This is a genomic window from Anaerocolumna sp., assembly GCF_032079385.1.
Taxonomy (GTDB): Bacteria; Bacillota; Clostridia; order Lachnospirales; family Lachnospiraceae; genus Anaerocolumna.
The window spans coordinates 57,047-81,497 of record NZ_DAMAUC010000012.1 but is presented as its reverse complement, the minus strand read 5'-3'; the positions used below and the strand labels follow the sequence as shown (position 1 = coordinate 81,497).

General features: G+C 36.6%; 32 protein-coding genes. 1 reads left to right on the top strand and 31 read right to left on the bottom strand.

Features of this window, described 5'->3' with window-relative positions; all coding sequences use genetic code 11:
* Positions 1-101: 101 nt before the first annotated feature.
* The 18 genes from RT261_RS11480 to RT261_RS11395 all read right to left on the bottom strand — a co-directional run bounded on the left by RT261_RS11480 (position 102) and on the right by RT261_RS11395 (position 13,339).
* On the bottom strand, positions 102-530 hold the full coding sequence (locus tag RT261_RS11480; RefSeq protein WP_313132645.1) for a phage tail assembly chaperone: 429 nt from the start codon (positions 528-530) through the stop codon (positions 102-104).
* A gap of 61 nt (positions 531-591) precedes the next feature.
* Positions 592-1,062, bottom strand: a complete 471-nt coding sequence (locus tag RT261_RS11475; protein ID WP_313132643.1) for a phage tail tube protein — start codon at positions 1,060-1,062, stop codon at positions 592-594.
* 20 nt (positions 1,063-1,082) lie between these two features.
* Positions 1,083-2,393, bottom strand: coding sequence for a phage tail sheath family protein (locus RT261_RS11470; protein WP_313132642.1), 1,311 nt, complete (start codon positions 2,391-2,393; stop codon positions 1,083-1,085).
* Positions 2,393-2,584: a hypothetical protein gene (locus RT261_RS11465; RefSeq protein WP_313132640.1), complete on the bottom strand. Its 192-nt coding sequence runs from the start codon at positions 2,582-2,584 to the stop codon at positions 2,393-2,395. The genes RT261_RS11470 and RT261_RS11465 overlap by 1 nt, the downstream gene beginning before the upstream one ends.
* A 1-nt stretch (position 2,585) precedes the next feature.
* Positions 2,586-3,008 (bottom strand): phage tail terminator family protein, encoded by a 423-nt coding sequence (locus RT261_RS11460; RefSeq protein WP_313132639.1) that lies wholly within the window; start codon positions 3,006-3,008, stop codon positions 2,586-2,588.
* Positions 2,998-3,558 (bottom strand): HK97 gp10 family phage protein, encoded by a 561-nt coding sequence (locus RT261_RS11455; protein ID WP_313132638.1) that lies wholly within the window; start codon positions 3,556-3,558, stop codon positions 2,998-3,000. Before RT261_RS11455 ends, RT261_RS11460 begins: the two co-directional genes overlap by 11 nt.
* Positions 3,558-3,932 carry a hypothetical protein gene (locus RT261_RS11450; RefSeq protein ID WP_313132637.1) on the bottom strand — a complete coding sequence of 125 codons (375 nt, stop codon included), beginning with the start codon at positions 3,930-3,932 and terminating at the stop codon, positions 3,558-3,560. The genes RT261_RS11455 and RT261_RS11450 overlap by 1 nt, the downstream gene beginning before the upstream one ends.
* Complete coding sequence (locus tag RT261_RS11445) at positions 3,929-4,276, bottom strand: hypothetical protein (protein ID WP_313132636.1); 348 nt, start codon at positions 4,274-4,276, stop codon at positions 3,929-3,931. Before RT261_RS11445 ends, RT261_RS11450 begins: the two co-directional genes overlap by 4 nt.
* 28 nt (positions 4,277-4,304) lie before the next feature.
* On the bottom strand, positions 4,305-4,532 hold the full coding sequence (locus RT261_RS11440; protein ID WP_313132635.1) for a hypothetical protein: 228 nt from the start codon (positions 4,530-4,532) through the stop codon (positions 4,305-4,307).
* A gap of 12 nt (positions 4,533-4,544) precedes the next feature.
* Positions 4,545-5,528 (bottom strand): major capsid protein, encoded by a 984-nt coding sequence (locus tag RT261_RS11435; protein WP_313132634.1) that lies wholly within the window; start codon positions 5,526-5,528, stop codon positions 4,545-4,547.
* Between the two features lie 20 nt (positions 5,529-5,548).
* Complete coding sequence (locus RT261_RS11430) at positions 5,549-6,157, bottom strand: phage scaffolding protein (protein WP_313132633.1); 609 nt, start codon at positions 6,155-6,157, stop codon at positions 5,549-5,551.
* Between the two features lie 242 nt (positions 6,158-6,399).
* Complete coding sequence (locus RT261_RS11425; protein WP_313132632.1) at positions 6,400-6,741, bottom strand: hypothetical protein; 342 nt, start codon at positions 6,739-6,741, stop codon at positions 6,400-6,402.
* A 98-nt stretch (positions 6,742-6,839) separates the two neighbouring features.
* Complete coding sequence (locus tag RT261_RS11420) at positions 6,840-7,043, bottom strand: hypothetical protein (RefSeq protein ID WP_313132631.1); 204 nt, start codon at positions 7,041-7,043, stop codon at positions 6,840-6,842.
* Complete coding sequence (locus RT261_RS11415; RefSeq protein ID WP_313132629.1) at positions 7,040-8,812, bottom strand: minor capsid protein; 1,773 nt, start codon at positions 8,810-8,812, stop codon at positions 7,040-7,042. The genes RT261_RS11420 and RT261_RS11415 overlap by 4 nt, the downstream gene beginning before the upstream one ends.
* The gene (locus RT261_RS11410; protein WP_313132628.1) at positions 8,796-10,202 is read right to left on the bottom strand and encodes a phage portal protein; all 1,407 of its coding nucleotides are present in this window, start codon (positions 10,200-10,202) and stop codon (positions 8,796-8,798) included. Before RT261_RS11410 ends, RT261_RS11415 begins: the two co-directional genes overlap by 17 nt.
* A 6-nt stretch (positions 10,203-10,208) precedes the next feature.
* Complete coding sequence (locus tag RT261_RS11405) at positions 10,209-11,504, bottom strand: PBSX family phage terminase large subunit (protein WP_313132627.1); 1,296 nt, start codon at positions 11,502-11,504, stop codon at positions 10,209-10,211.
* On the bottom strand, positions 11,497-12,189 hold the full coding sequence (gene terS / locus RT261_RS11400; RefSeq protein ID WP_313132625.1) for a phage terminase small subunit: 693 nt from the start codon (positions 12,187-12,189) through the stop codon (positions 11,497-11,499). The genes RT261_RS11405 and terS overlap by 8 nt, the downstream gene beginning before the upstream one ends.
* Positions 12,190-12,499: 310 nt before the next feature.
* Positions 12,500-13,339 (bottom strand): hypothetical protein, encoded by an 840-nt coding sequence (locus tag RT261_RS11395; protein WP_313132624.1) that lies wholly within the window; start codon positions 13,337-13,339, stop codon positions 12,500-12,502.
* 436 nt (positions 13,340-13,775) lie between these two features.
* Between RT261_RS11395 and RT261_RS11390 the strand changes: the two genes are divergently transcribed.
* Positions 13,776-14,243, top strand: coding sequence for a hypothetical protein (locus RT261_RS11390; protein WP_313132623.1), 468 nt, complete (start codon positions 13,776-13,778; stop codon positions 14,241-14,243).
* A gap of 96 nt (positions 14,244-14,339) precedes the next feature.
* Here RT261_RS11390 and RT261_RS11385 read toward each other — a convergent pair whose 3' ends face one another.
* The 13 genes from RT261_RS11385 to RT261_RS11325 all read right to left on the bottom strand — a co-directional run bounded on the left by RT261_RS11385 (position 14,340) and on the right by RT261_RS11325 (position 24,450).
* Complete coding sequence (locus tag RT261_RS11385) at positions 14,340-14,759, bottom strand: hypothetical protein (protein ID WP_313132621.1); 420 nt, start codon at positions 14,757-14,759, stop codon at positions 14,340-14,342.
* 565 nt (positions 14,760-15,324) lie between these two features.
* Positions 15,325-16,116 carry a phosphoadenosine phosphosulfate reductase domain-containing protein gene (locus RT261_RS11380; RefSeq protein ID WP_313132619.1) on the bottom strand — a complete coding sequence of 264 codons (792 nt, stop codon included), beginning with the start codon at positions 16,114-16,116 and terminating at the stop codon, positions 15,325-15,327.
* A 73-nt stretch (positions 16,117-16,189) separates the two neighbouring features.
* Positions 16,190-16,459 carry a hypothetical protein gene (locus RT261_RS11375; RefSeq protein WP_313132618.1) on the bottom strand — a complete coding sequence of 90 codons (270 nt, stop codon included), beginning with the start codon at positions 16,457-16,459 and terminating at the stop codon, positions 16,190-16,192.
* Positions 16,460-16,477: 18 nt separating this feature from the next.
* A complete protein-coding gene (locus RT261_RS11370; protein ID WP_313132617.1) occupies positions 16,478-17,242 on the bottom strand; it encodes a DNA adenine methylase in 765 nt (254 codons plus the stop codon).
* A 3-nt stretch (positions 17,243-17,245) separates the two neighbouring features.
* Positions 17,246-18,976: a hypothetical protein gene (locus RT261_RS11365; RefSeq protein ID WP_313132616.1), complete on the bottom strand. Its 1,731-nt coding sequence runs from the start codon at positions 18,974-18,976 to the stop codon at positions 17,246-17,248.
* A 192-nt stretch (positions 18,977-19,168) separates the two neighbouring features.
* Positions 19,169-19,408 (bottom strand): hypothetical protein, encoded by a 240-nt coding sequence (locus tag RT261_RS11360; protein WP_313132614.1) that lies wholly within the window; start codon positions 19,406-19,408, stop codon positions 19,169-19,171.
* A 225-nt stretch (positions 19,409-19,633) separates the two neighbouring features.
* The gene (locus RT261_RS11355) at positions 19,634-20,185 is read right to left on the bottom strand and encodes a hypothetical protein (protein ID WP_313132612.1); all 552 of its coding nucleotides are present in this window, start codon (positions 20,183-20,185) and stop codon (positions 19,634-19,636) included.
* A gap of 11 nt (positions 20,186-20,196) precedes the next feature.
* Positions 20,197-20,757, bottom strand: coding sequence for a hypothetical protein (locus RT261_RS11350; RefSeq protein WP_313132611.1), 561 nt, complete (start codon positions 20,755-20,757; stop codon positions 20,197-20,199).
* A 24-nt stretch (positions 20,758-20,781) separates the two neighbouring features.
* Positions 20,782-22,098 (bottom strand): DUF927 domain-containing protein, encoded by a 1,317-nt coding sequence (locus RT261_RS11345; protein WP_313132610.1) that lies wholly within the window; start codon positions 22,096-22,098, stop codon positions 20,782-20,784.
* 4 nt (positions 22,099-22,102) lie between these two features.
* Positions 22,103-22,600 carry a hypothetical protein gene (locus RT261_RS11340; protein ID WP_313132609.1) on the bottom strand — a complete coding sequence of 166 codons (498 nt, stop codon included), beginning with the start codon at positions 22,598-22,600 and terminating at the stop codon, positions 22,103-22,105.
* Positions 22,581-23,156 carry an ERCC4 domain-containing protein gene (locus RT261_RS11335; RefSeq protein ID WP_313132608.1) on the bottom strand — a complete coding sequence of 192 codons (576 nt, stop codon included), beginning with the start codon at positions 23,154-23,156 and terminating at the stop codon, positions 22,581-22,583. Before RT261_RS11335 ends, RT261_RS11340 begins: the two co-directional genes overlap by 20 nt.
* Positions 23,157-23,165: 9 nt before the next feature.
* Positions 23,166-23,585, bottom strand: a complete 420-nt coding sequence (locus RT261_RS11330; protein WP_313132606.1) for a single-stranded DNA-binding protein — start codon at positions 23,583-23,585, stop codon at positions 23,166-23,168.
* Between the two features lie 10 nt (positions 23,586-23,595).
* Positions 23,596-24,450, bottom strand: a complete 855-nt coding sequence (locus RT261_RS11325) for a hypothetical protein (protein ID WP_313132604.1) — start codon at positions 24,448-24,450, stop codon at positions 23,596-23,598.
* Between the last annotated feature and the right edge of the window lies 1 nt (position 24,451).

Sequence of the window (24,451 nt, the reverse complement as noted above, 5' to 3'; positions counted from 1 at the left end):
AAAAGCTTTTTCTTCATCACTCATTCCCAAGTATTCGGCTGGTTTCCAATGTAATTTATGAATACAGTAATAAAGAATGCTTGCCTCTCCATCGGTCTCAATTAGTTTTTTGCTTCATCAACCAGTTCTTCCATATCAGTATTAAATCCGTTTATTTCCTGCACTTTCATGATAAGGTCAGCATATTCTCCGCTCAAGAGCATGACTTTTAACAGGTTGTCAGCTCCCATAACTCCATAGGAGTTCTGTAATACAGCATCATTCAGATTAGGGTATATAATGCATCTTGCAGTTATTTTACCAAGGTATTGGTTAGTATCTGTCTCAGATGTGAATCTCCCTTTCTGACCCGGCACCGGAATTCTTTTTGTACATGATTTGCGAATATCTTCATCTTCCTTTGAGGAGATGCAGCACAGTTCCCATTCCACCGGTTTTCCTTCCTTGTCCTGAAATCTCTTCGATGCTATATACTTTACATTTTCTTCTTTTATTGCATTTTCGGCAAAAAAGAAACTTAAATCACTCATGATATTTCCTCCATTTATTTAAAGTAAGGCTCACCATCAGTTTAGATAGTAAGCCTTTGATTTATTGTAACATTCCAGGTAATAAATTAAATCTAGTTGGCATTTCCCAATCTTCAAAGGTGAAATCCATTTCCTCGTCCAGATATTCGGCATCAGCATCAAACTTCGCTAAAATGCCACCATCAATATTACATCCTTTTAAGATAACTGTCTGACTTCCAATGGTTGACGTAGGATCTTCATTCGTAATCATGATATCAAAATAAACATCCTGGCCAGTCGACTTATAAAGATATAGTAATTCACGGAAAATACTTGTGTTGTAGTAGAAGGTTGCACTACCAGTGCCTTTCCAGCCGGTAGTCTTGTTGCCTTTTCCGGTTTTACCGAGAATAGGTATTTCAGCCTTTGTTTTTTCTACTTTGGCTTCTAAGTTGATCGCTTGCATAAAATTATACCGGTTTCCCTGAATAGTTACATAACACTCTCCAAGAGAACCACTAATAGCATCCTCTGCATTCATATATGCCATGTTCTATACGCCTCCTTTCCTTAGTTAACGGTAATTATCATGTAAAGTTTCTTCATAGCAGATACCGGTGTTATTGGACAATCAACAACAACGCTGTCCTTTGCATTTCCAGCAGCTACAATAATGTCAGCGGCATCATACTCTTCTATGGCTCCTAATGTAACTAATACATTGAGGTAGCTTATAATATCATTCCACAGTGACATTCTGCCGGCCTTGTTATTTTGGATGTTACCCAGGTATTTAACGCAGAACAAAGCTGCAATATCATTCCCGACTTGATCCAGTACTCTCATAACCTGATTACTGGAAAAATCGCTGCTTTTATCTTCAGTGAAGGTTGTTAAGGAGTTGATATCGTTCAATATACGAGCACTATCCCCAACCTTATGAAACATCAATTCGCCGGCTGTAATCCCGGCGGATAAAGCTAACTGGCTGTAATTTGTATCTATAGTAAATTCGCCGTCATACGCCTTGTTTGTAAGGTCTGCATTCACTGCACAGGAAGCTTCCCTGCCGGCCAGCCAATATACCAGGGAATGCGCCGGGAAGTCTTCCGTAACGTCGGTAACCGCATTCTTAAGATTTATTACACCCTCATGATTAGCTGCTGTTCGATAGACAAGCGTCTGGAACTTAACCCCGACATCTTCTCTCATGCGCTTTGTAAAAGCCACAAACAAGGAAATAACCGCTGCTGAATCAGACGGGCAAGCCAAGATATTAAAAGAATAGCTTTCTATCTTAGTTAAAAAACTCTGATAATCCATTCCGGTTACCGCATCCCCATTTGTTCCACCTATAAGAGGAGTTCCTGCCGTAACAGCAAGTGTGGCTGTTTTAATTGGCTCTACATAGTCATTAGAAACTAATTCGTCTGCCTTAGCTACTGTTTGTACATCTACTAAAACGGCATCCAGATATGTAGACACATCAAACTTATCCGCATCATCTGCATTTACGGCAATAACAGTTTTAAGGTCATTTCCGCGTACTCCTTTATGCTTTGCTTTCACAAAATCATTTTTCGCTTCTGTACCACCATTTAGCTTATAAAAATAGCAGGTCTGAGCATATTTAAATAAATCTCTTAACCCTTTAAGTTTTCCATTGGTATATGGATATCCAAAAAGTTTAAGTGAATTCTTTTGGAAGTCTTCCTGTGTCACCGTAAACACTTCGCCATCTGTTCCCCAGTCCAGTATTAGAGGAAATGCTACGAATCCTCTGTCGGATAAAGAAGCAGATGCACTAGCAGCACTTACAAAATTTATATAAGCACCAGGAAGGACCTTATTTTGTGATGTAAAAGTTCCACCACCTAACATTAAATCACCTTACCTTTCAGGAAATTATTAAGTATTTCCTCTACTTCTGCCATAGAATAAGACCTGTCATCCACCAGGAGGGCGTTGATCAGGTCTTTCTTTTCAGTGTATTTTTTACTTTTTAATAATTGTTGTTTTGTGAATGTAGCAGGTTTTTCGCTCTCACTCACAGCAGGTTTGACTTTTGCCATATTATCCTCCTATTCCATTATGAACAGATATGTTTTGCATTCTCTCAACCTCTTCTTTGGTTAAATATGCATAATAGTTATACTGAACAAAATAATGCAGCACTCCATCAACGATTTCATAACTCATTCTCGTGCCACGCTTTAAACTGTCTCCGGATGTTATATATTCCAGTCCGGCCAGCTTTGATGCTGCGTCATGCATTTCTGCATTCTTATCAGCAGTACCGGGGAAATAATGAACATCAAACGAGTGCTCCAGGTAGTAACGGTTATTAAGAACTTGCTTTTGGCTTGCCCTTAGGAGTTTTACATAAAAGCATGGCTCCTGAAAGTCTTGTTCTACTCCTTCGGTGTATGTAACAGCATTGTCATCAAACAGCGAATCAATCTTTATTGTAATGCCATTAATAATATCATTTACCATCTAGTGCCTCCTTAAGGAAAGCTTTTAGTCTCCTTTCAATAATTGCAGGACCTTGAGATTCCATTTCTTCTTCAGTAATCTTTACCATGAAGTTTCCGTCAACCCATCCTATCTTATCCTTTAAATAGATTCTGTGACCTGTATCAACCCAAGATGCATAGTTGACGGGGTTAGTAATTTCAATCTCATATATTTCTCCAACTTTTTTTACTTTTAATAAATCAATATGTTCTTTAATTTTATCTTTACCGTCCCCGGTTCCAGTGGCCGCCTCACTCTCTTTAGATGAAGTCCATCCTCGCCTTAAAGTCCCACCCTGTTTACCTGTATGGGGCGTAAATGACACCTCTTTTCCGTCCTTAGTGGTGAATTGAACAGGTTTGTCATAAGTTCCTACTGGGGTTTTACCAATTAGCTTGGACAAAGCTATTGCAGCCAATTCTTTTACCATCTGTTCATTAAATTGCTGCATGTCTTCTTCCTGAAGCTGTTTAAGCTGTTTTTCAAACTCCTTCAGGCCAGATACGTCAACCTTTAATCTAATAGCCATTAAGCCCACCCCCTAAACAATTCTAAAACTATCTCTTGATGAGTATTATATACAGCCGGCACTCCACTATTTTTATATTCCGTTGTTCTGCCTCGGCCAGATATTATCAGTTTTGAGCCAGGCTTAATATCAAGCTCCGGAGCAATGAAAACCTTTATAATCTGAGTAACAGCATTTGCCGCTTCCGTCTGATCTGCCTTCTTATTGCTGGAGTATGATAACCGGCACGGCTTATCCTTGTATGTAGTTGTTTCCTTGCTGACCATTTTCTTTGTATCAGGGTCTTTTTCCTGTTTGTATTCAATTACTGTACAAGTGGAATCATACATGCTTTCTATGGCTTTTCTGGCTTGCTTGATAGCTACACTAATCATCGAAATGTCACCTTTCTAAATCTTCTTAGCTGAGCTTTATAATCCTTTAACAAATGGTCTTTGAACTCAGACGTAGGACTTTTAAAACTGGTTGAAGTATCTCCTTCCGTTATAGAGGACACTATCCCCAGGGGCGTAGTTTCTTCCCCTGGAGCTTCATTCCTATATAGGTCTATAGCCATTCGGTATGCTGTAGTTTCAAGTGCTTTTGGTAGATCTGTTAGGTTGCAGTAATTTAATATGGTATCCTGTGTATCATCCATGGCAAATTGCAAAGGTATATCTTTTGATGTATCAGCGGCATCTAATCCCAACAGTTTTTTAAACTTGGAAAGTTCTAGCATTATATCAGCTCCTTAATAAAGGCGCCGATTACTCAGCGCCGTCAGTATTATTATCGTTACTAAAAACACTTGCGAGAAGGGCTAACAGATCCGCTTTGTTTGCCCTCTTATCATACTCGATGCCTTTTTCATCAAGCATGGCCATAATTTGCTTATTAGTAAGTTCTGTCGTCTCTGCTTTTTCTGCCGCTACTTTCTTTTCCTGTGCAACAACATGGTCATGCAGTCTTTTTACTCTATCCTCATATACACCCATGGTCAATCCTCCTTAATCTACTTTAAACATAAACTTAACAATTCTAATCTTCTTAGGATCGTATACACGATTCCAGTTAGCACCAGTAGCCAACTCTTTGAGATCAGGAAACTTCTTTTTAAGCCCGTCAGCTGGTTCAACCCATTTAACTCCACGTGGATGCAGGATAGAAATACGTCTATTTACAAGAATGTCTTCACCTGCAAGCGATAAACCATTTCTAACTAGTTCTGTTTCTTTAATGTCTTTATGTTTACCATTTCCCCATGCAATTGCTCCAGCTCCAAATAAATAAGCCTCTGACGCTCCTGTCTCTGTATCGAACGCCATGCTATCATCAACAATAACCCTTTTATTCATGAAATACGGAACCCTAGTACTTCCTTGTGATTCTTGTCTGTATTCAATAAGGTCATTCTTTGCAAGTCTGGTTTCTGTCATACTATGCATCATTACACCGGTTAATAAATCTTTTGCATCGCCCATTAATTGATTCGCATCCAAGAAAGACGTACCATTGATTAGCGCTGCATTTCCTGTTTTTCCAGTAATATCATACACTTTTTCTGTCATGTTAGATGCAGCAAATACACCATCTAGTGTAGTTAATAACACGCTTTGATACTGTCTATTCCAGTAAGCAGCAAACAAATTTGCTATTGCCCTCATAGGATCATCTCCTGACAATAAAGCTGCCAATGCGTTTGCACCATATGATTTTACAAAACCCAATTTACGGGCAATATCTTTGTCTGAACCAATGTTTCCCGGGCTAGACTCACCCTCGTCATCCATAACTTCTAAATCACCTTCAAGATCATTCCAGAATGGCATATTAGCTGTTAAATTTGGTCCGCTTGCAAGATCATCAAACTCTACACTATTTTCAGCAATTCCACTCTGAATTAATGCAGAAAGCTCCATAGTTCTATTAATAGTATAAGGTGTAAACACCCCAGGTTGAATAACATCTATTACTCTTGTAATATCAGGCATAATTTATATCTCTCCTTTTCTTATAGTTTGTATCCAGCCGCTGCAGCCAGTTCCTTGGCCTGGACCGGATTATCTCTTAATAGTTTCCCTTGCTCAGTTAGATTAAAAGTTTCCTTGGCAAAAGGATTCTTTCCGGTGTAGTTACCGCCACCGGCAGGATTGTACTCTGTTCCGTTTTTACCGGTTTGGAATAAGTGAGCCAGAGTCTTGTCTTCTTTCATTGGTTTAAGAACATCCTCAATTCCAATTGGCTTTCCTTCTTTGTCGAAGTTAAACTTCTCAAGCCCGCCCTGCTTATAAATCAAGTAATCCGGATCCACGACACCTGATTTGCTTAACTGTTCTTTCAAGGCATATGTCTTAGAAGTATTGGTAGCATCCTCCTGAAGCTTTTGAATTGTCTTCTCATGCTCCTTGATAGTGTTCTGCAGAGTCTCGTTCTCAGCATTATCCTCTTTCAGGTCTTTGATGGTATTATTGGCTGTCTTTAGCAGCTCATTTATATCATTGAATTCTGACTTGGGTACTGCGTGTTTGGGAAACTCTGCGTTGATTTCCTTTGTAAGAGATTCTGTATCAAGGACACCATCTTTTGTGTGTTTTGCGATTAAATCTAATAACCATTGCATAAATTATTCCTCCATAGATTTTTATTCCCGCTCTCCGGGTATTGGGATTCAGCCGTTATTCTCCGGCGGAGTAGTAGTTTTACGTCATTACGGACATAAAAATAAGACCGTAACCCTGGTCTTAAGGGAAATTACTGGATCACCTAACTTTTCTCGCTTTTTATAGGTTCTACGCATCAAGTTTAAATCACCTCCTCGTTTCATGAATAATAAAAGCACCTACCTAAGTAAGTGCCTGTATTTTAAAATAACTTTTTAATTAATGCCTTATATATCTTATCATCAACTTCTATAAGACTTCTTTTGCCGTCCTTAAACTGAATCGCCATCTGATAAGTTCCCTTACTTTTGGCCGATAAACCACCTGCTAATAACCCTACTGGGCCAAGCAAAGCACCTCCAACTAAACCTCTTGTCACCCCACTTGCAGCACTTTTTCGATGTTCATCAGTGATTAATTCATATGCTTCAATATTATTTTTATCTAATTGAACTGGATGCCATCCACTAGCAATATATAAACTTCCAAAGCTATTTGATACGAGAAATCCCTTGTAATCACCTGCTATTACCTTATTCGCCATGTTATGTACCTCCTTATGAGAGTATTATAATACATGCGGTATATATTGTAAACTATTTGTCTCATAAAAAAACACCTATCGTTATGATAGATGGTTAATTACATAGTTGCTATTAATTTGTTTGCTTCTTCTTCGGTTATTTCACTGTAAGAGTCATAAACCGGACTTTCTGGGAATTGATACTGAGACATAATTCCAGTTCTTACCCAGCCTCTTTCCTTATCATATTTAAAACTTTTTCTGCCTTCAGAACGAATAACAGTTCCCCTGCGTTCAAGGTCATTTAAAACATAGTATCTCACTTGTTTTTCACCCTTTCAATATTTTTAGGAAATGCTAATTTACTAGAAAGTTCAATCATCTGGTCTTCAATACCCAGATATTCTTCTGATTCATCATCTAATATTTTTCGTTGTTTCTCATAAAGTTTATGCAACTCTCCATTTTTTAATTTAAAGCTTTCTGGCGTATGGTATTGCATTTCAAAAACCTGGCCATTCGGAGCCTTGATAAAGGTATTTATACCATTATAAGAACTATCTGGCCCCCATGTATTCTTTATCCTAATTGTATTATAGCCTTCCTGCTCAAATTTATCAATTACTTTCAAGGTCTTATCTGACAAATTATCAGCACCGGCTCCTAAGGTGTATCGAATAATGTCTTTAATTTCATATTCGTTACCGTCTGGATTAAAATTCTTTCTGACTTTCTCAAGAAAAGATTCCTTTGTCTTAATTCTATACTCAATTCCCATTGTATCCATACCAGTAGTTTCTGCTACTTTCTTGACTTGAGCTGATATATCTGTCTCATTCAATACAGCTTTATCATAATATGTCATTCCTTTAACTTGTGCTTTTAAGATACCGTATTCTGTTTCATCAGTATATTTTATATCTTGGAACTTATCAAGAGATTTAGGAAGATTCTCTGCACCAAGTCTTTGTTTATACTTATCGAACTGCTTTTGATCAGCACCGGCATTCTTAAGTTTCTTTTCATTCAGTTCAGCTTGTTGATTTCCTTTTACATGCTTTTCATACCATTCTGGATAAGTCATTTTATCATCCACATACATAGTCTTGCCGGTAACAGGATCCCTCGCAGCTCTCTGCCCGGTTAAGATGTCATCTAAATCAGCAAAGTAAGGTGCTGTAGTTGACCTGCAATTTGGGTGAAATGGATTAGCTGTAACTCCTATCTTATAATCACTCATTTTAAATACTTTTCCGTCCATAGAGCGGCATACAGAGGAAGTTTTTAAATCAAGAGTAGCTACTACCTTATATTCTTCTACTCCTAAATCTTTAAAACAGTCTTGTCTTGATACTGAACTCATAGCTGCAGATTCCGTCATAACAAGCCGTCCTGCAACCTTTCGGCTAGTATCAAACTTATCCGATATGGTTTTAATTAATTTGTCTGGAGCGTCACCTCTGATAACACTTTGAGTAAGCTCCCTATGCAGTGTGTCAATCAGTTGCTCTTTGTTGGACCATATCCTGTCACTGAAAGTCTTATTATCCACCGTCCAGGGCTTTGACATTACCTTCTTGATCGTAGAAGTATCAAGCTTTTGAATATCCCATCCGGTATTAAATCCTTTTTGCGTCTCATAGGCCGTCTTATAATATCCTTCCGTATAAATCTCCTGAAGTAATTCCGGCACCTTGATTTCTTGCGTCTTGGCCAATACTTCAATCTGTTGTTGTATCTCCAACTGAATAGCCTGTAGTTTCGATATATGGGCCCTTGCAGAAGCATTCTCAAGTTCTTTCACCCATTGCTGATTTATAGCATTCTCTTTACCATACCGTATGTATTCTTCTAAAGTCCATTTTAATTCCTTCAATTCCTGATTCGACAGCATTTGCTTTGCTCGTGTCAGCGAAACCTCATTGTTATCTGCTAAACGCATATACCAGAGTGTTATCTTATCCTGTACGTTCCTTGAAGCCTTTGCGTATTGTTTAACTAGCTCGGCATAGTATTTATCACCTTTATTAAGCAAGGCCTCCTGAAGGATTTCAAAGCGTTTCTGCCAGTACTCATCATTTATCTTTGCCATCGTTATTCACATCCTGTTCCTGTCCAAATGTAGCCTTGTACTGATCTGCATCATTTAATGCCGCTTGTTGCTCTTTCTTGATCTGCTTCTCTTCCTGGTCAGCATCTTCTACCCATGGATGATTTTTTTGGATAGTCTTATCAGAAATAACCCCTTTACTTTGTCCAGCTATTGTGGCAAGCTCTAAATCGTTTGTAATAGCTGTTCTGGTCCACGTTTGAATGATTGACTTGCATTCCACATTCAAGTATTTGCAAATCGCTCTAATAAACTCACCAAAGGCAAGCTTAAACTCTGTTTCCATTAGGCCAGCCTTCAACTCCAAAAGAGAATACAAATATTTAAGAGCTACCCCTGAAGCATTGCCGAAAGCCTCCGGCTGTGGATCAACTCCCTGCCCTTGCTCAAAGATAGCTTTCCTAGTGATTTCAAGCAACTTTTCTCTAGCTTCTATCGGAATATCAATAGTGATGGTACTAAGCCCAGGCTTGCCTTCTTCATCATCCAGCTTTACTGTCTTATACTTTTTTAAATCCTGCAGGAATGGTGCAAGGTCAGTACCACTGTACCCCGATAGCACAAAGATAATCTCCTGGATATCTTCCAGGTCATTAACAAAGCCCGAAAATACTTTGTCGTATGTATCTATCAATTTCTTTATGTTAACAAGGTCACTGGTATTGATGTTGTTATTAAAGAATGGTATAAAAGGAACCTGCCCATAATCATGAGGGTAGGTATCTTCTACAGTTGATGTTCCATCGACATAGTTGTTAAACATTGCATAAGATTGCAAATCCTCTAAATTATCGGATGACTTTTTTCGATACGCCTGACATTCTACATCATTCCAATATTGATAAATGACATATGTTTCTCCGTCCGCATCATCCAATTGTTCATATACCCTAAGGATACCGCTAAGCTTTTTCTTAAGGTCCGAAGTCCATATCGGAATAATCTGCTTAGAATCTACCACTCCATACTCAAACTCTCCCTCTGAATTAACCCAGTAGTGCAGCCATGACACAGAACAGTTAGAAGAATTAATGCAAAGGTCTTTTGTAGTTTTGGCATATTCATCACCCAATACCTCTGTGATCCGTTTATTAACTTCCTCTTTACCGATATCAAACAAAGGCGGAGCAGTGAACATGTAAGCCGCTTTTTGATTCACTAACAGACCATGGAAGTTACGCGGTATTCGATTGTCAGCATTGCGAAGAGGGTTGTCCATGTCTTCCTTTTCTGCCTTGGGTTTATCTTTTAATATATCATTCTCATTCCGGTAATACCTTTCAGCTGTGGCTGCATTCACAATAAATTGTGCATGTCCATCCGCATATCTCTTAATAATCTTTTTTATTGTTTCTAAATCTATGTTTCTCACCTGCCTTTATTTTAAAATCGATACACCACTATGTTGTTTAAGATTAGATACCTCATAATCATCCAAGGCATACCAAATTGCCGATAGGGTATGAGGGTCAATATTGAATTCATCTTCGATTATTTCTCCATCCTTATCAACTTTGAATGTTAGATCCTGTAATTCATCAATAGTGTTAACACAGTTATCTAAGCAAATAATCTTTTTAAATCGTTTTACTTTCTTGGTATACATTGCTCTTGAACCCTGGAACTTCTTGCAGGCCTTCATTCTATAACCTTGCTGCTTGTAATACTTTATTGCTTTAGGTTCTGCACAATCAGCCTTTATGATTTCCTGTGTTTGTTTGAATTCAGCAATGTCCTTATCAATTTCTGTATCATCTTTTCCTTTAGAATAATATTCCCAATATATATAAAGAATTTTGTTATCGTGGTCAATTGCCAATCTTAACAGGGCATTATATGAGACAACAAAACCGAAATCCATACCATTCTTAAGTAATGGATTCTTTATCTTTTTAATTTCTTCCATCCCTTTTTCATATGGCATAGTCTCAAACTGTGGAAATACTAATAATCCATTTACACCAAATCTACCTTTTCTAGCTATCCGGTATAGATCAGGATCATGCTTTTCTAAATCATCCAACTGTTCAATATAATCTTTTGGCACAAAAAAATTATCATCAACAGTAGAGTGATGATAATATGTTTTATTTTTTATAATTATCCTTTTCCTATAGAGCTCTTCATCATCTAATATAAATACTTTTTCTTTCTTGTCTTGAAAGAAATATTTATAACACCAATTACCCTTGCTTACTGGATTGGTTGATAATATAATATGATTACTTAACGTTGGATGTCTTAATCGCCCTGTGATCTCTTTAAATCCTGCATACTTTACCTCTGAGCATTCCTCTATCCAAACTATTGATACACCATTTAGTGACTTTAACTTCGCTGGTTTATCCATACCTTTGAATATAATTTTGCTTCCATTCTGGAATCTTACTTGCATTGGCGATGTAGTAAAGGATATATAATCATCTACTTCCATTGCAGTAACAACCTCTTGAAGTAAGTCAAAGCACGAATCTCTTATTGTGTCATATACTTCTCTAACAACCAGTGCTTTACGTTTCTCTTCTAGCAGCTTTTTAATTAGTTTAACTGCCACGTGATAACTTTTAGATGATCCATAACCGCCAGTTAACAAATAAAACCTATGATTCCAGTCATCTACAAAATCAAAGAAATGGTCATTCAATGCAAAATTAACCTGTTTTGTATCATCCATTCTTTTCACTTGCCTTTGTAAATGTTATTTGAATTGGCTTATCTTTATCGTTACTAACCTTATCTTTAAGTATGGCAATTCGTGCTTTTTGCTCCTCTGTAGCAAGCTCCCAATTCCTATTAAGCAGTTCATCATACTGTTTAATCATGCCTTCTAAGGTCTTCATAGCCCTGGATTGGGCATTGAGGAATGTAGCATGTTTATCCCAGGCCTGCTGTACTTCCCATTTATTTTTCTCTGAAGTCTCGCCATATCCATGCTCTATCTTTTCTATTGTCTTATCTTCCTGATCCCTGACATACATAAGTTTCTGTGCACGAATTATTGCAGTGTACTGCAGCTGTATGTTATCCCATAACAGGTCCAGTGAATCCGCCGATTGAATAGCGCCCATGATTTCCCTGGTCTCTTCCGGAAGCCATTTAGCAAAAAAACCATGTTTCTCCGCCTTCTTGTTTCCAGGAGGCCCACCGTTCGCATTCTTATTACCTGGCTGACCGCCTTTGTTCCTTTTTGCAACGTTGCGCTTATCTGATTGCAACGTTGCGTTCCATTTATAGCGATTCTTCCACGAACGCACAGTTCCTTCTGGAATATCTAATTGACTTGCAATCTCAATTAGCTTCAATCCTTTTTGGTATAGCTCATGAGCCTTCTCGGCTCTTTTATCTGGTGCTCTAGCCAATCAGGCTCACCTCCATTCGTCGGTTTTGGGTATAGAAAAAGCCCATAACTTAAAGTCACAGGCTGTAATTATTTATAATATTATATTTATATATGTTTGTACAATTTTTTTTAAAATGGTATTCTAAATATTTAATTATTAAATAAACTAATAATCCAGCAATAATTTCCTGCAAAATACCAATAAAAGAATCATACATTTTTACTTAATCTCCTTTTACAATAGTATCTCTAATTATAACCAGATTATTTTTTTTCATACATTAATGAAAAGCACCCCAAGGGATGCTCTGTTTTATTTGCATGTGACGCTATAAAATTTCTTCTAGAATATCCGCTATTTCTTCACTGTAAATTTCTCTAATGAAATTATTAGCTTTATGATTTTTAATAATATCGTCCATTACCTCTTTTATTTCATTTAGTACATCATTTTTATTTGTAAAATTACTTGCCACAAAACTATCTGCCAAAAATTCATTAATGTTTTCAAACCACATGTTTTCATTTTCAGCGTACTTACTACTTGTATCTTTATTTAGGCTATTATATTTCATATACAGTTCATTTATTTTATTATATCGATCCATGCTATATTGAGATTCTATAGCATGTCCAAATTCATGCATAACAACAGCTTCTACAAACGATTCCAAGCCGGCTACTTTTATATATTTCATGGCGTTACCGCCTCCTGATATGTATATTAGCAACCGCCTTAGGTCATAGATCCCCGTCTGATGTTCTCTCATCTTTTTATGATTTAAGGTAATGCGTTTTTTTGACACGCTGTATTGCCCTATATAGGAGTATTCTTCACTTAAAAACGATATTCCACCTACTTCTTCAAAGGTTGGTACCGGACGAGTAAACCCATTAATTTCTGAATAATTTGGCAACTTCCCTCTAAGATTACGCCCTGCGATAATATCCTTATTATGCTCATACAATTTTATTGTATATAAATCCCCTATTTCATTTATAATAATTTCTGGGTACTTTTCCATGCAATTGGAGAACGTCTCTATTATAGCCTCTATTTGTTCGGTCGAAAAACCTTTCTCCGCATTTTCAGTAAACAGAATACTTGTCTTTCTGTTGTTTGAATAATTTTTTTCTATGCAATTAATTTCTTTTAATGTATCTTCCATTATTTTCTCCCCCTACTTATCACCTATATACTAATGCTACCACATGCATCAATATTTAACAATAATAAAAGGCACCCTGCCGAACCAACAGAATGCCTTTTGGGGAGTACAAATAATAATAAGGGGTTATTATGCTCTGGGGGAGCAAAGCGATTACTAAGCTTTGACACCTAATAACCGCCAGGAGGGTTCTCAATGACAACCTTCCATAATATGATTTTATCACATAATTTGATGTTTTTTATGCAAGTTGCTTTATTTGTAAATAAATTGGTAAATATTACTTTTTTCTTACGGTTGTAACATGCATGTTATTGGTAATTGCTGGATTCCATTTCATAATCCTTACAATTTCCTTAAATTGGATTTCAGGGCTTGTATTTCCTGATTTTGTATTGTATAATTATGGTATCAAAATAAGAAAGGGGTTTTCATTATGAAGAATCTAAAAACGATTATTGCAACACTGCTAATTTTCACAACTGTACTAAGCCCTATGGCTAGCGTAAATGCATCGGCTAAAGCGGCATCCGTTAAAACATCTACTACTCAAGTAGCACCACTGGGATTTGACTATTTAGATCTCGGGGAAAAAACTATTAGCAATGGCCAAATAGGTATGTGGAGCGGCACGAATGATGCGGGCTATTTAATACCTAAAGGTGCTAATATAATGTTCCAATGCAATGCCAATCAGTATTCTTATGTAGATATGATAATTTATAAAAAAGGCGCTGATGGACAGTTTTATGAATTTTTCAGTATGCCAGCTACAATTCCTAGTGGCGGTGGTGTTTCTACAGGTCCTGACATCTTGACTGAATCAGGTTACTTTGCATTTGGTATACGTAGTTACAATTTATCCCCTGCAACTTATACCGTTATAATTGGTATGGACTTCTAAGAATATAATAAATCATAATATGAAAGCACAAACTTTTTAAATTTAAATACATATTTAAAGGCTGTCTATTTATTAGGCAGCCTTTTATAATTAAATCTATTTATTAATTTGTATTATGTAATTTCTTATTTTTCTAGATATAACACTTTGATCAAGATGTACATTCTTTGAAATTTGTCTTTGTGTAAGTCCATCAACGAAACGGTATTCAAATATCTGTCGCAATTCACTATCTTGAATATCACTTATAAACTGCTCTATTCTCAATATCTCTTTCCTTGCATTTTCCATTCTATCAGAATAAACCTTTATAAGTTTATCTCTGTCGGCAATCTGTTTAGGATCATCCACCCATACTCCGAAATGAAACTCCGTGTAAGGGAATTCATTAGAAGAACCTCTTACTGTACTATGACCGGTATCAATTTCCTTATCATATTGTTTATCTATACGATTCTGTAAATCTTCCGCTTCTCTTTTTAATTTTCTATACTGGCTCAATTCTTTTTCCGTCACACTCTCACCTCCAACTGTTCATAAACTTTTCAATATTCCTTCATATCCAGGACACATATGAATTCTATACTAAGTTCATAACAACAAGGTTCCCCACCTTGCTAACATAAATTTTTCATAAGTGCCAGCAGAAACCTGCTGGCGCCTCCTCTTTATTAGGATTTTAATTTGTAATGTATAATTTTAATTTGGCTTATTAAAATATTTCGTATGTACGTTTGTCTATGTTGTCAGTTTCCCACTTTAAATCCCTTGGTACTCCAAATAAAATCTTTGTTTTCCCACACTTAGGGCAAGTCATTTCTACTTGTCTAGTAAGAGGTTCTTCACGGTAATGTACCAACCTCCATCTTGTAACCTTATATTCATGCCTACAAAACAGTCTCTTAAAAAACTTTTTCATGTATAGTCCTTTCCGCCTATTTGGCTAAATGATTTTAATTTAGCTTGCTTTTTGATTGTAATTATCTTTTGCTAATTTACACTTAACGCGAATCTTGATTCTTCTTAAAAGCTTTCTTGTCTTTTCTTTATCTTTAAACATATAAATCAACCTCTTTCTCTTTTAATTTTGTTCACTAATTTGTTCCTCTATATCGTCTATATCCATACAAGAATCATATAAAGACTCCAAACTTTTTTTACCCTTCCATGTGTGAGCCAGTTTTATTTCTGCATCTACAAATTTTTTCATTTGGCCTGGGTATCGCTTTATATTTTCGATTGCATGTGTATCCGACATAAACATACATCCCATGCAGCTACACCTCCCCAAGTATTCGTAACAAAAGTGTGGCTCAAGCTTTAACTCTTTTCCCTGTTCAAACATCTTTCCTTTTTCATAGTCTAAGCAAGGACGGTACCAATGGCACGTAAAATCTGCCACTCTTTTAGTTTTTAAAGTTGTGGAGTGATACTCTATTTCTGGTAACTTCGCTCTGCTCTTGCTTTCATCCCTTCGCTCTCCTGATACAAATAAGCATTTAGTACCGAGTATATTTCTATTGGCTCTAATCCACTTATCTGTTATTCCGGTCTTTAAGTATGCCGTGCACCATCGATTTTTCATGTCTGGCCACATAAGACGTTCTGTAAGTAAGAGTTCTAAAAAGCCTTTTGGGTGTTCTAATAATACTGGTTTAACACCTATGAATTTTGCTGTTTGGTAGAATATCTTTATATTTTCCGGATACTCAAATCCAGTATCACAGTAAAGAAGAAATATTTTATTTCTATCAAAGTTCTTTAATGCCCAATACAATGCTCCTGTACTGTCTATTCCATTGCTGTAACTTACAATTAAGCTCGTATAATCACTATGTAAGCCCTCTGGTACAATAATATTTGTTTTTGCCATTTTATTTTTAAGAAAGGGTACCCTTTTATCCGGCCGGAACTGTTCTCCTTTCTTAGCTAAATGATAATTCGTGTTAATCATTTTTAGTAGTTTCTTTCATGCACTCTTGCCAAATATCACATTCTGCAATACATTTTTTCGAATCGTTATAATATCCAAAGCAATAAGGCTTATCATCATCCTCCCAGTCTCCATCCATGATTATTTCATCCGGCGTCTCGAGTTTGCTCCTGATAATATTGCACTCCAGCTCTTCCCTGATAATATCGTTTAGCAACTTATGAAGAAAATCGAATCCTTCAAATTCCTCATCGATCTCAACGGTGTATGTTAATTTTTGCATATGTCTCCTCCATATAGCTTAATAATTCATCCATAGGGTTTCAATTCTTTTCAGTCCACCCTCTGCCTGTGTGTTTTTATGAACCTTTTTCCATCCATTCAGATATTCATCATAAAGAGGGTTGTCGTATCCTGAAAGAAGAATTTGTCCTGGATGATTTCTTAATAAGTCTAACAATTCTATGTGCTGCTTATCCGTCATTTCATGCTTATACAAGTAGTTTTTTCTGGTACTATGTAAGTAAGGTGGATCCGCATAGATGAATACGTCTTCCGTATCGTACCGGCGAATTAGTTCCAAGGCATCCAAGTTTTCAATCTGCACATGTTTTAATCTCTCCGCTGCAAACTTAAGCATTTGTGGAAAGCTATCCCATGCCTTAGTAGTATTAGGACTTGTACTTTGTTGTGAACTTCTGAAACCATTCTTATACCGGTTCGAGCAACCAAATCCCATCCAACAACGTACCGCAAATTTTCTGGCCTTTTCAATCTCATCATCGGAAGAATACCCAGTAAAAGCATTTTCATACTCACTTCGGCTATAAGGCGTTAATTCCAATCTCCTTATTAATTCTTCGGAATGATTCCTTATTACTTGAAAGTAATTTACAACATTATCATCAAGGTCATTTATGGTTTCTATCTTTGCCGGAATTTTATTAAAAAGCACTGCTCCACTTCCAAAGTAAGGCTCAAGATAAACTTTGTGCTCAGGTATGTATTTGCATATCCACGGAGCCAGCCTGTTCTTGGCTCCTGGATATTTTAAAACCGCATTCATGCATCATACTCCTTTCTTCTGAATCTCTTTTAAATGTTCAACCATTGCCGATTTATTTGTGCTTGATTCCACAAATGTAGGCATCCCTGGTATCCATTTATCTTTCACACCCAGCAAAAAGTATTCTTCATGGGCATGTTTAATATCTTCTGTGCGTTCATAGCCTTTGTATGCATGCTGTAAACTAACCCTAATTACAAAGCTTGTATCGTTACTAAAATCATAACGATAATACCGTTCCCCTGTCTGTGGTATATCAATCCATACTGGCCAAGTCTCATAATTATCTATCCATTCCTTACGCTGGTCATTGTTCTTAAGGACTGGAAGCTCCGGTTGTACCGGTTCCGGTTCTTCATTCACCGGAGGCTTACGCATTTCCTTATCAAGCAGAATAATTGCATCAAGTCGCATCTTAGCTTTTCTTCTTCCTGGTGCTATATCATTATTTTTGCGATACATTTCAACATATTCCATTAGCTTATCAAGTTCATCATCCACATCACGGTACGTATACTGTTCCGGATTAGTAAATTCTTTTTCATCTTCTTCATTTTCTGGAATAGTTTGCACCACATCGGCTTCCACGATTTCCAGTTCATCCTGATTGATTTCCGTATTGGTTTTAGGTTTCCATTTGTCACCTCTGACACAGTAATCTAGTTCAGAAGAATCATGATTACAACATCCATTTATATCCCATCCGCAAGTATCACATGGAAATGTATCAGTGCCTGGTTCAAGAACAATTTCTTCTGATTCATTTACGATTTCAGCTGTATCGTTTACAGATTTCGGTTCTTCGTCATCTTCCGGCTCCTCCGGGGAAAGAGTTGCTAATCGGGCTTTATGCCATTCATACTCTCCCTCGAAGCGTTCAATACTGGTTCGGAATGTTGGTTTCTCATCCTCATTTTCAATGGTTATGTATCCGGTTCCCATGTTGTAAGCATAATAATTAAATCCAAAAACATGACAACAGATACCATCTATATCTGCAATGACCATATCCATTTCAACCATTTCAGTTACTAGGGATTCTATAATTGTACTCCAGGTAGCTCCATAAGCTTTACCATTCAGCTCAAAAGTGGGGATGTCTGGTTTCTTTTCTTCAGGTCTTTGCGCCGAACTGTTACATTCAATTTTACATTCTCCATGCTTTATACAATTCCAACAACAGGAAGCACTACAGTTTTCTCCGTTCAAGGTTGTAATTTTAGCTGATTCCGGAAGAGTACAATCGTATTCCGCTCGATGTATACACTTACCGGATGATTTTGTTATATCCCGTTCTGATACATTCTTCTGTTGCGCGTCGCAACGACTTTGTTTTATTTTTCTGATTTCCTTTACAGTAGTATCAGGATTTATTTTTTCTATTTCTCCATCTGTCATAGTAAGCATTTCTTGAAGCTTACCACTACCATAATCTAAATATTTATCCATTAGTACTGGAGAATTTCCATCAACGCTGAAACGATCATTTATAGCCATGAATCTTGAAACAGTACTCTTTGACATCTGCAACCTGTCTAAAGCAAAAGCCCAAATACTATCGTAACCGCCTTTTAAGTACGTTTCATTATCTCTAATGTCTTTCAGATAAAATCCTATGGCTACAAAGTTTCTTGAGCAGCCATTCAAATTACTTTTTATAATATTTTCAGCATCAGTTAAGCCGATATTTCTATAACCGTCCCAAAATTTGTTTTTATTTACTTCTTCATCCACGTTTATCCCTCCCTTAACAAACACCTTTTATGTACGAAAACCTCCGATTTATGACTTGTCTTGCTGTAGTGGAAATCTTTATTATTAGCTTCCGATTCGCTAAAATACTTATCGCATATGATGCATTTATGGGCTTTCGCTTTATTAATAATCGATTCAGTATATAAACTATCTTTTTGGCCTATCTTCGCCTTAGGCAATGTTATTCACTCCTTCCCTATAATCTTTATTAATTACCTTGCAAATTTCCAGGAGGATTCTATCGCACAGTTCGAATGGAAATCTCTCCTGTAATTCATGACATTCTTTAACTAAATTCTGATAATCCTGCTCTGTTTTACTGTCTTTAAATTTTGTATACAGTAGATAAGTATGCTTGAATATTAATCTTACTTGTTCAGAAGTTGGATTATTTTCAATATTTCGTCCCATTGTTACACTAATCTCCTTATTTGTTACACTATTTTTATCTCTGTTACACCATGGGTGTAACCTCTGTATCCATTGATTTTACTAGCTTTTTTTAAGGTGTTACACCTGTTACACCATTTTTGAACCAAAAACAAATTATAAAAACTAATATTAAATATTTGTATTTTATATAGATTAAAATATTTTCTATTGTTTCAGGGTGTAACATGTGTAACGGTGTAACAACTATCTTATTCCTTGTCCATATATAAACGATTTTTTTAAGTTTTCCGGATTACGACAAACTCGCCTTATTGGCTTAATTTCATATTCCAACAAAGCTTTATAGATGCGGTCAGGAAGTAAAAATTCATAAGCTTCAGCAGCGATTTTTATATGTTTTTCTTTTACAATTTTATAATATTCAAAAGCTTCATACTCAGCTTCAAATACCTTTTCACTATATTTTCCTATATGACCTATGGATGCTTTGTACGTATTCGCTTTAGTTAATTGAACTCCTGGCAAAAGCCCGTTTCTACTTGTGCATGATGCAATTAAGCTATTTAAGCTTTTAGGTAAGAAACAACATGTTTCTGGTGAATAGATTTTTTCACCGATTGAAAATAAATCTTTATCAAGTTGTAATTTAAATTGTTTGGTTCCATACACGTTGTCAAAATACCATTGCTTAAACTTAATATAACTTTTCCATTCATCGCATACTTTTGCATATCCATTAGCACATCTATTGATCATTGAATTCCATGTTGCCTTTGCATCTTTTTCTGTATACATAACACCCTCCCTTAGTTAAAAGGTAATTCTTCTTGTTCATCTTCAGATATTTTCATAAACCCTTCTTTATCCACGTTATCATCTAATATCTTGAGATAAACACACCTGCTAAGTGAACCGTTTAATCTTTTAGGCTTTGTATTTTTACCGCCTTGTCCTTCAATAAGCCCCTGTTTTTTAGCCCAACTAAGGAAAGCTTTACTTGAAAAGTTTCCACGTTCACAAATTCTATTAAAAATATTATTTAAAATAATCACGAACTCATCTTCTATACAACCCCAAATTTCACCTTTATATTCTCCATAGTTATCCGGCTTAAATTTGTTCATATTAACCGCAACTTCTCCCATGATAAAGTCATAAGCCCGTTCATTTTCAGAGACTTCTCCTTTATTTTTGAGAAGATCCACACAAGTATTAAAATCCAAGTATTCTCCATCTTCAAATATGTAATCCGTTGCAATTTTATCGGCGGTGAGCAAAATACTCATAGGTAGAGTTTGCTTTTCTTCCTTTTCCACTGCTAATTCCTTGGCTCGATCATTGATTCGATTCAAAAAATCTTGCTGCATATCTTTGATTCTGGTCAAGCCGATTTAGTTAATAGCATCAATAAATTTAGTGCCACAAAAACCATAATTCTGTTTAATAGTTTCCACAATGTAGTTACCATTCTCAAATATGTATCCGTCACCCATTTCAACGTCAATGATACGGTTTACTGCCCCGCCCTGCATGGTTTCCGTAACCAAGGAATGCTCTCCATTTGTCAGGATTACATTTCTCCATGAAGTGGATTTATTAAGTCCTAATGTCGCATTAGCCCTATCCTTACCCTTTCCGGAACAAAGCATATACACCAGCTCCGAAAAGTCTCCGGAATATTTATCTTTCAGCTGTGCCATATCGTCTATAAGCATAGGAAAGTTGTTTAAAAAATCCAATCTAAGCTCTAATGCCGTCACCGTACTCTTTGGATCCGTAACATAGTCATTACCTCCTGGGTAAGCCCAAACACTTGCAGCTAACATAATAGCTACAGTTTTACCTTTACCGGTATCTCCCCAAAGATTGATTATGAAAGGAAGTGCATTTAAAGGCTCAATTAATGCACTGGCCAGACTTCCGATAATATATATCTTAGGTTCGAACCGGCCGGACTTTCTTATTTTCCGTACTAAATTCATCCATGTATCTTCATTGCCAAATTCGAGAATACTCTCATATGTTTCTTTAAACCTGACTTCATTATCAAAGATGATACCCTTTCCATACGGCATAAACTCACCTTCAATCCATCCAAGCTTACTTGTAGACATTTGCGTTCCGATTAGGTCAATATTCATATTTTCAATGTCTGAAAGATACTTAACTAAGTTCCTAGCATTCTCAGAAGTGACACTGATTCCATAGTCGGCCAACCCAACTATTTTGTTGGCTGAGGCAATAACACCTTTGTCAATGATGATTTCTTTCCACTTAGGCCCTTTTTTATAGGCCAGTTTTATCTTTTCTTTTCCTGTCTCTGCGTTAATTAATCTCTGAATTGGCAATATTGGATGATAACAAGCTAATATTTCTCCTCCAAACGGTCCAAAAGTTCGAACACCATTACCATTGGCTATCCAGTTTCCGCAACGCATTTGAGTGTGTTTTCCATCGAAATCAGTTAATCTATCAAGAGTATTAGACTCAATAACTTCTGGTCTATTTTCCTTATCATATTTAACCTTTTCCTTTTTATAAGCTGCTAATAATTTTTCAAATTTGGTTTTTACTCCAAGTTCAGCCGCTCTATCTGTCAATGTAAGCAATAACCTTGCTTTATAAATTTCATCATCCTGTTCCATGATTTCACAAAAGATATCATCTTCAAGGATTGATTCTGCTGTTAAACTATTAATCTCTTGCAAATGGTTAGCACCTCTTTTCCGTGTAATATTCTAGTAAGTATATCTGATACTGCAGCTTGTTTTGACAGTAACACCATACGTATGAAAACGGTTCTGAACTAGCTATAATACCTCTATAAGCTGTAATAATGCTTTGTATTTGCCTTAATTTAGCCTTTTCTTCACGTTCTTTGGTTATTCTTTGACTGCGTTCTCTCTTTGCTTTATTAGCCTTAACCCTGGCTGTAAAACTTGGCTTTTCAGTACCTCCTAAAAGCTCAAAGGCGGTCCAAAAATCACAGTTGTTAAAATACATCGTAATATCAAAAATATCCATACCTAAGTCACATTTAAAGCAATAATACAGTTCGTCCGATACCTTGGCGGTGTAATTCTTCCCATCATGACAAATAGCCTTGCATCGACCGCGTTTTACTTGTACGCCATACCGAATCAGAATGTCTGGAACTGATATTGTAGCTTTTAATATTTCTTTTCTTTCTTCAATCTGTTCTTTGGTCAATATGCTCACCGCCTAGGATTTCTATAATTCGTTTGCCGGTATGTAACTTATCGCAAAATAAAAATTCACATCCATATTTTCGTTCCATTGTTCTCATCACCTTTGCCAGAGTTTCTCCTGTCATGGCCTTAGTTTCAATTTGCTCCCATATCCAGCGGCCAGGCTCCCAATATTCAGAACCATCTTCATCAACTACAAGTTCATCCTCTATCCAGGTTTTAAGTCTTTTCTTTCGCCTTGGGTTTTCCCATGTTTCCACATCATCAATGGATTTAATCTGATTACTATGCTCGATAAGAATGATTAGCTTAATACCATTCTCCTGGGCACGTATTAACTCATTGCGAAACCTATCATGACTTTGACATACATTTGCGCATATCTCAGACAAATTTTGCTTCCGATCTATAATAAGTCTAGGGTTGTCCAGGGACATGTAGTCCCCGGTCCATAATTTTGATACGTAGTACTTAACCCCCTGCAGCTCGAATTCTGCAACGATTTTTTTTATTGCCCTCGCCTTTTCTCTACTGTCAATTTGTATAGTTAAACTCATAAGCACCTCCTAATTGAAAGGAAGCTCCTCGTCGTCAATTCCGCCAGGTATATTCATAAATCCATCTTCATCAGTCAATGGTTCCGGTTGGTTTGTATTATCTTGACCGCCACTTCCTTTACTCTCCACGAATTCGGCACTTTCAACAACAACATCAGTTGTATATATTTTTACTCCGTCATTATTGGTGTACGAACCTGTCTGAATTCTTCCCGTAAGTCCTATTCTCTGCCCTTGCCTGAAGTACTTTTCAATAAATTCTGCAGTTTTGCCGAATGCTACACAGCTAGGAAAATCTGTATCAGGTTGCCCTTCTTTTTTAAACCGCCTATCAACTGCTATACTAAACCTTGCGACGCTTGAACCACCATCGGTATACCGGACCTCAGGATCCCTTGTAAACCTTCCTACTAAACTTACGTTATTCATTTTTGTCCTCCTAGAATATTCTGTTAATAACTTCGAATAGATAAGAATTATCTATTTTAAAATCAGGTTCCTCGCTTTGCTTTTTCTCCATAAACTCTATCGCCCGGTTAAAATAAGCGCTATCAACACCGACAAGCTGATCCTTTAATATCTCTATATCATGCAGGTTAAATTCGTTCAGCTGCAGACACATTTTTAAATATTGCCCTGCATTAATGGTGTATCCACGCTCCAAAAACTTTCTTGTACGAATAATTGAGCAAAGAGGATATTTACTGCCTATGTAATGCAGTTCCTTATTTATGATGCATTCAAGAGCTTTCTGAGGTAGCACGAGATTGTTATCCCAAGAACTCCATGAACAAGTACAATGCGCAAAATCATAATTTTTATGAATCTCTTCTACCTCTCCCCAAAAACGAATAACTATCTGAATCTTATCCGATAAAGTAATTGCATTACTGGTAAGATAAACCGGTCTATACTTAGGCTTTTCTTGTTGTTCCTGAGCGACCTGTTCTGTCTCTTCCGGAATAACTGGCTCAGTTTCATCATCCTCTCCAGCAACGCCTTTGCTCTGGATAAAGATTTTAATCTTTCCGTTTTCATCCTTGATAATCGCACTAGTTTTGTGTGATTCATTGAATTTGTCAACATAGTATGTAGATACTGTTAAAACTGCTTCTTTTGTCTTGAAATACACATCATAATCATTAACTTCCGCACCGGTTAGGAGCGACACTAATGCTCCTCCGGATATAATCGCATTCTCCTTGATAACCTTTTTAACTTCGTTATCATCAATGCTTTCTAGCCATATATTTAACTTGGAATTAAGAGCCTTTTTTATATTTTTACTGTTCATA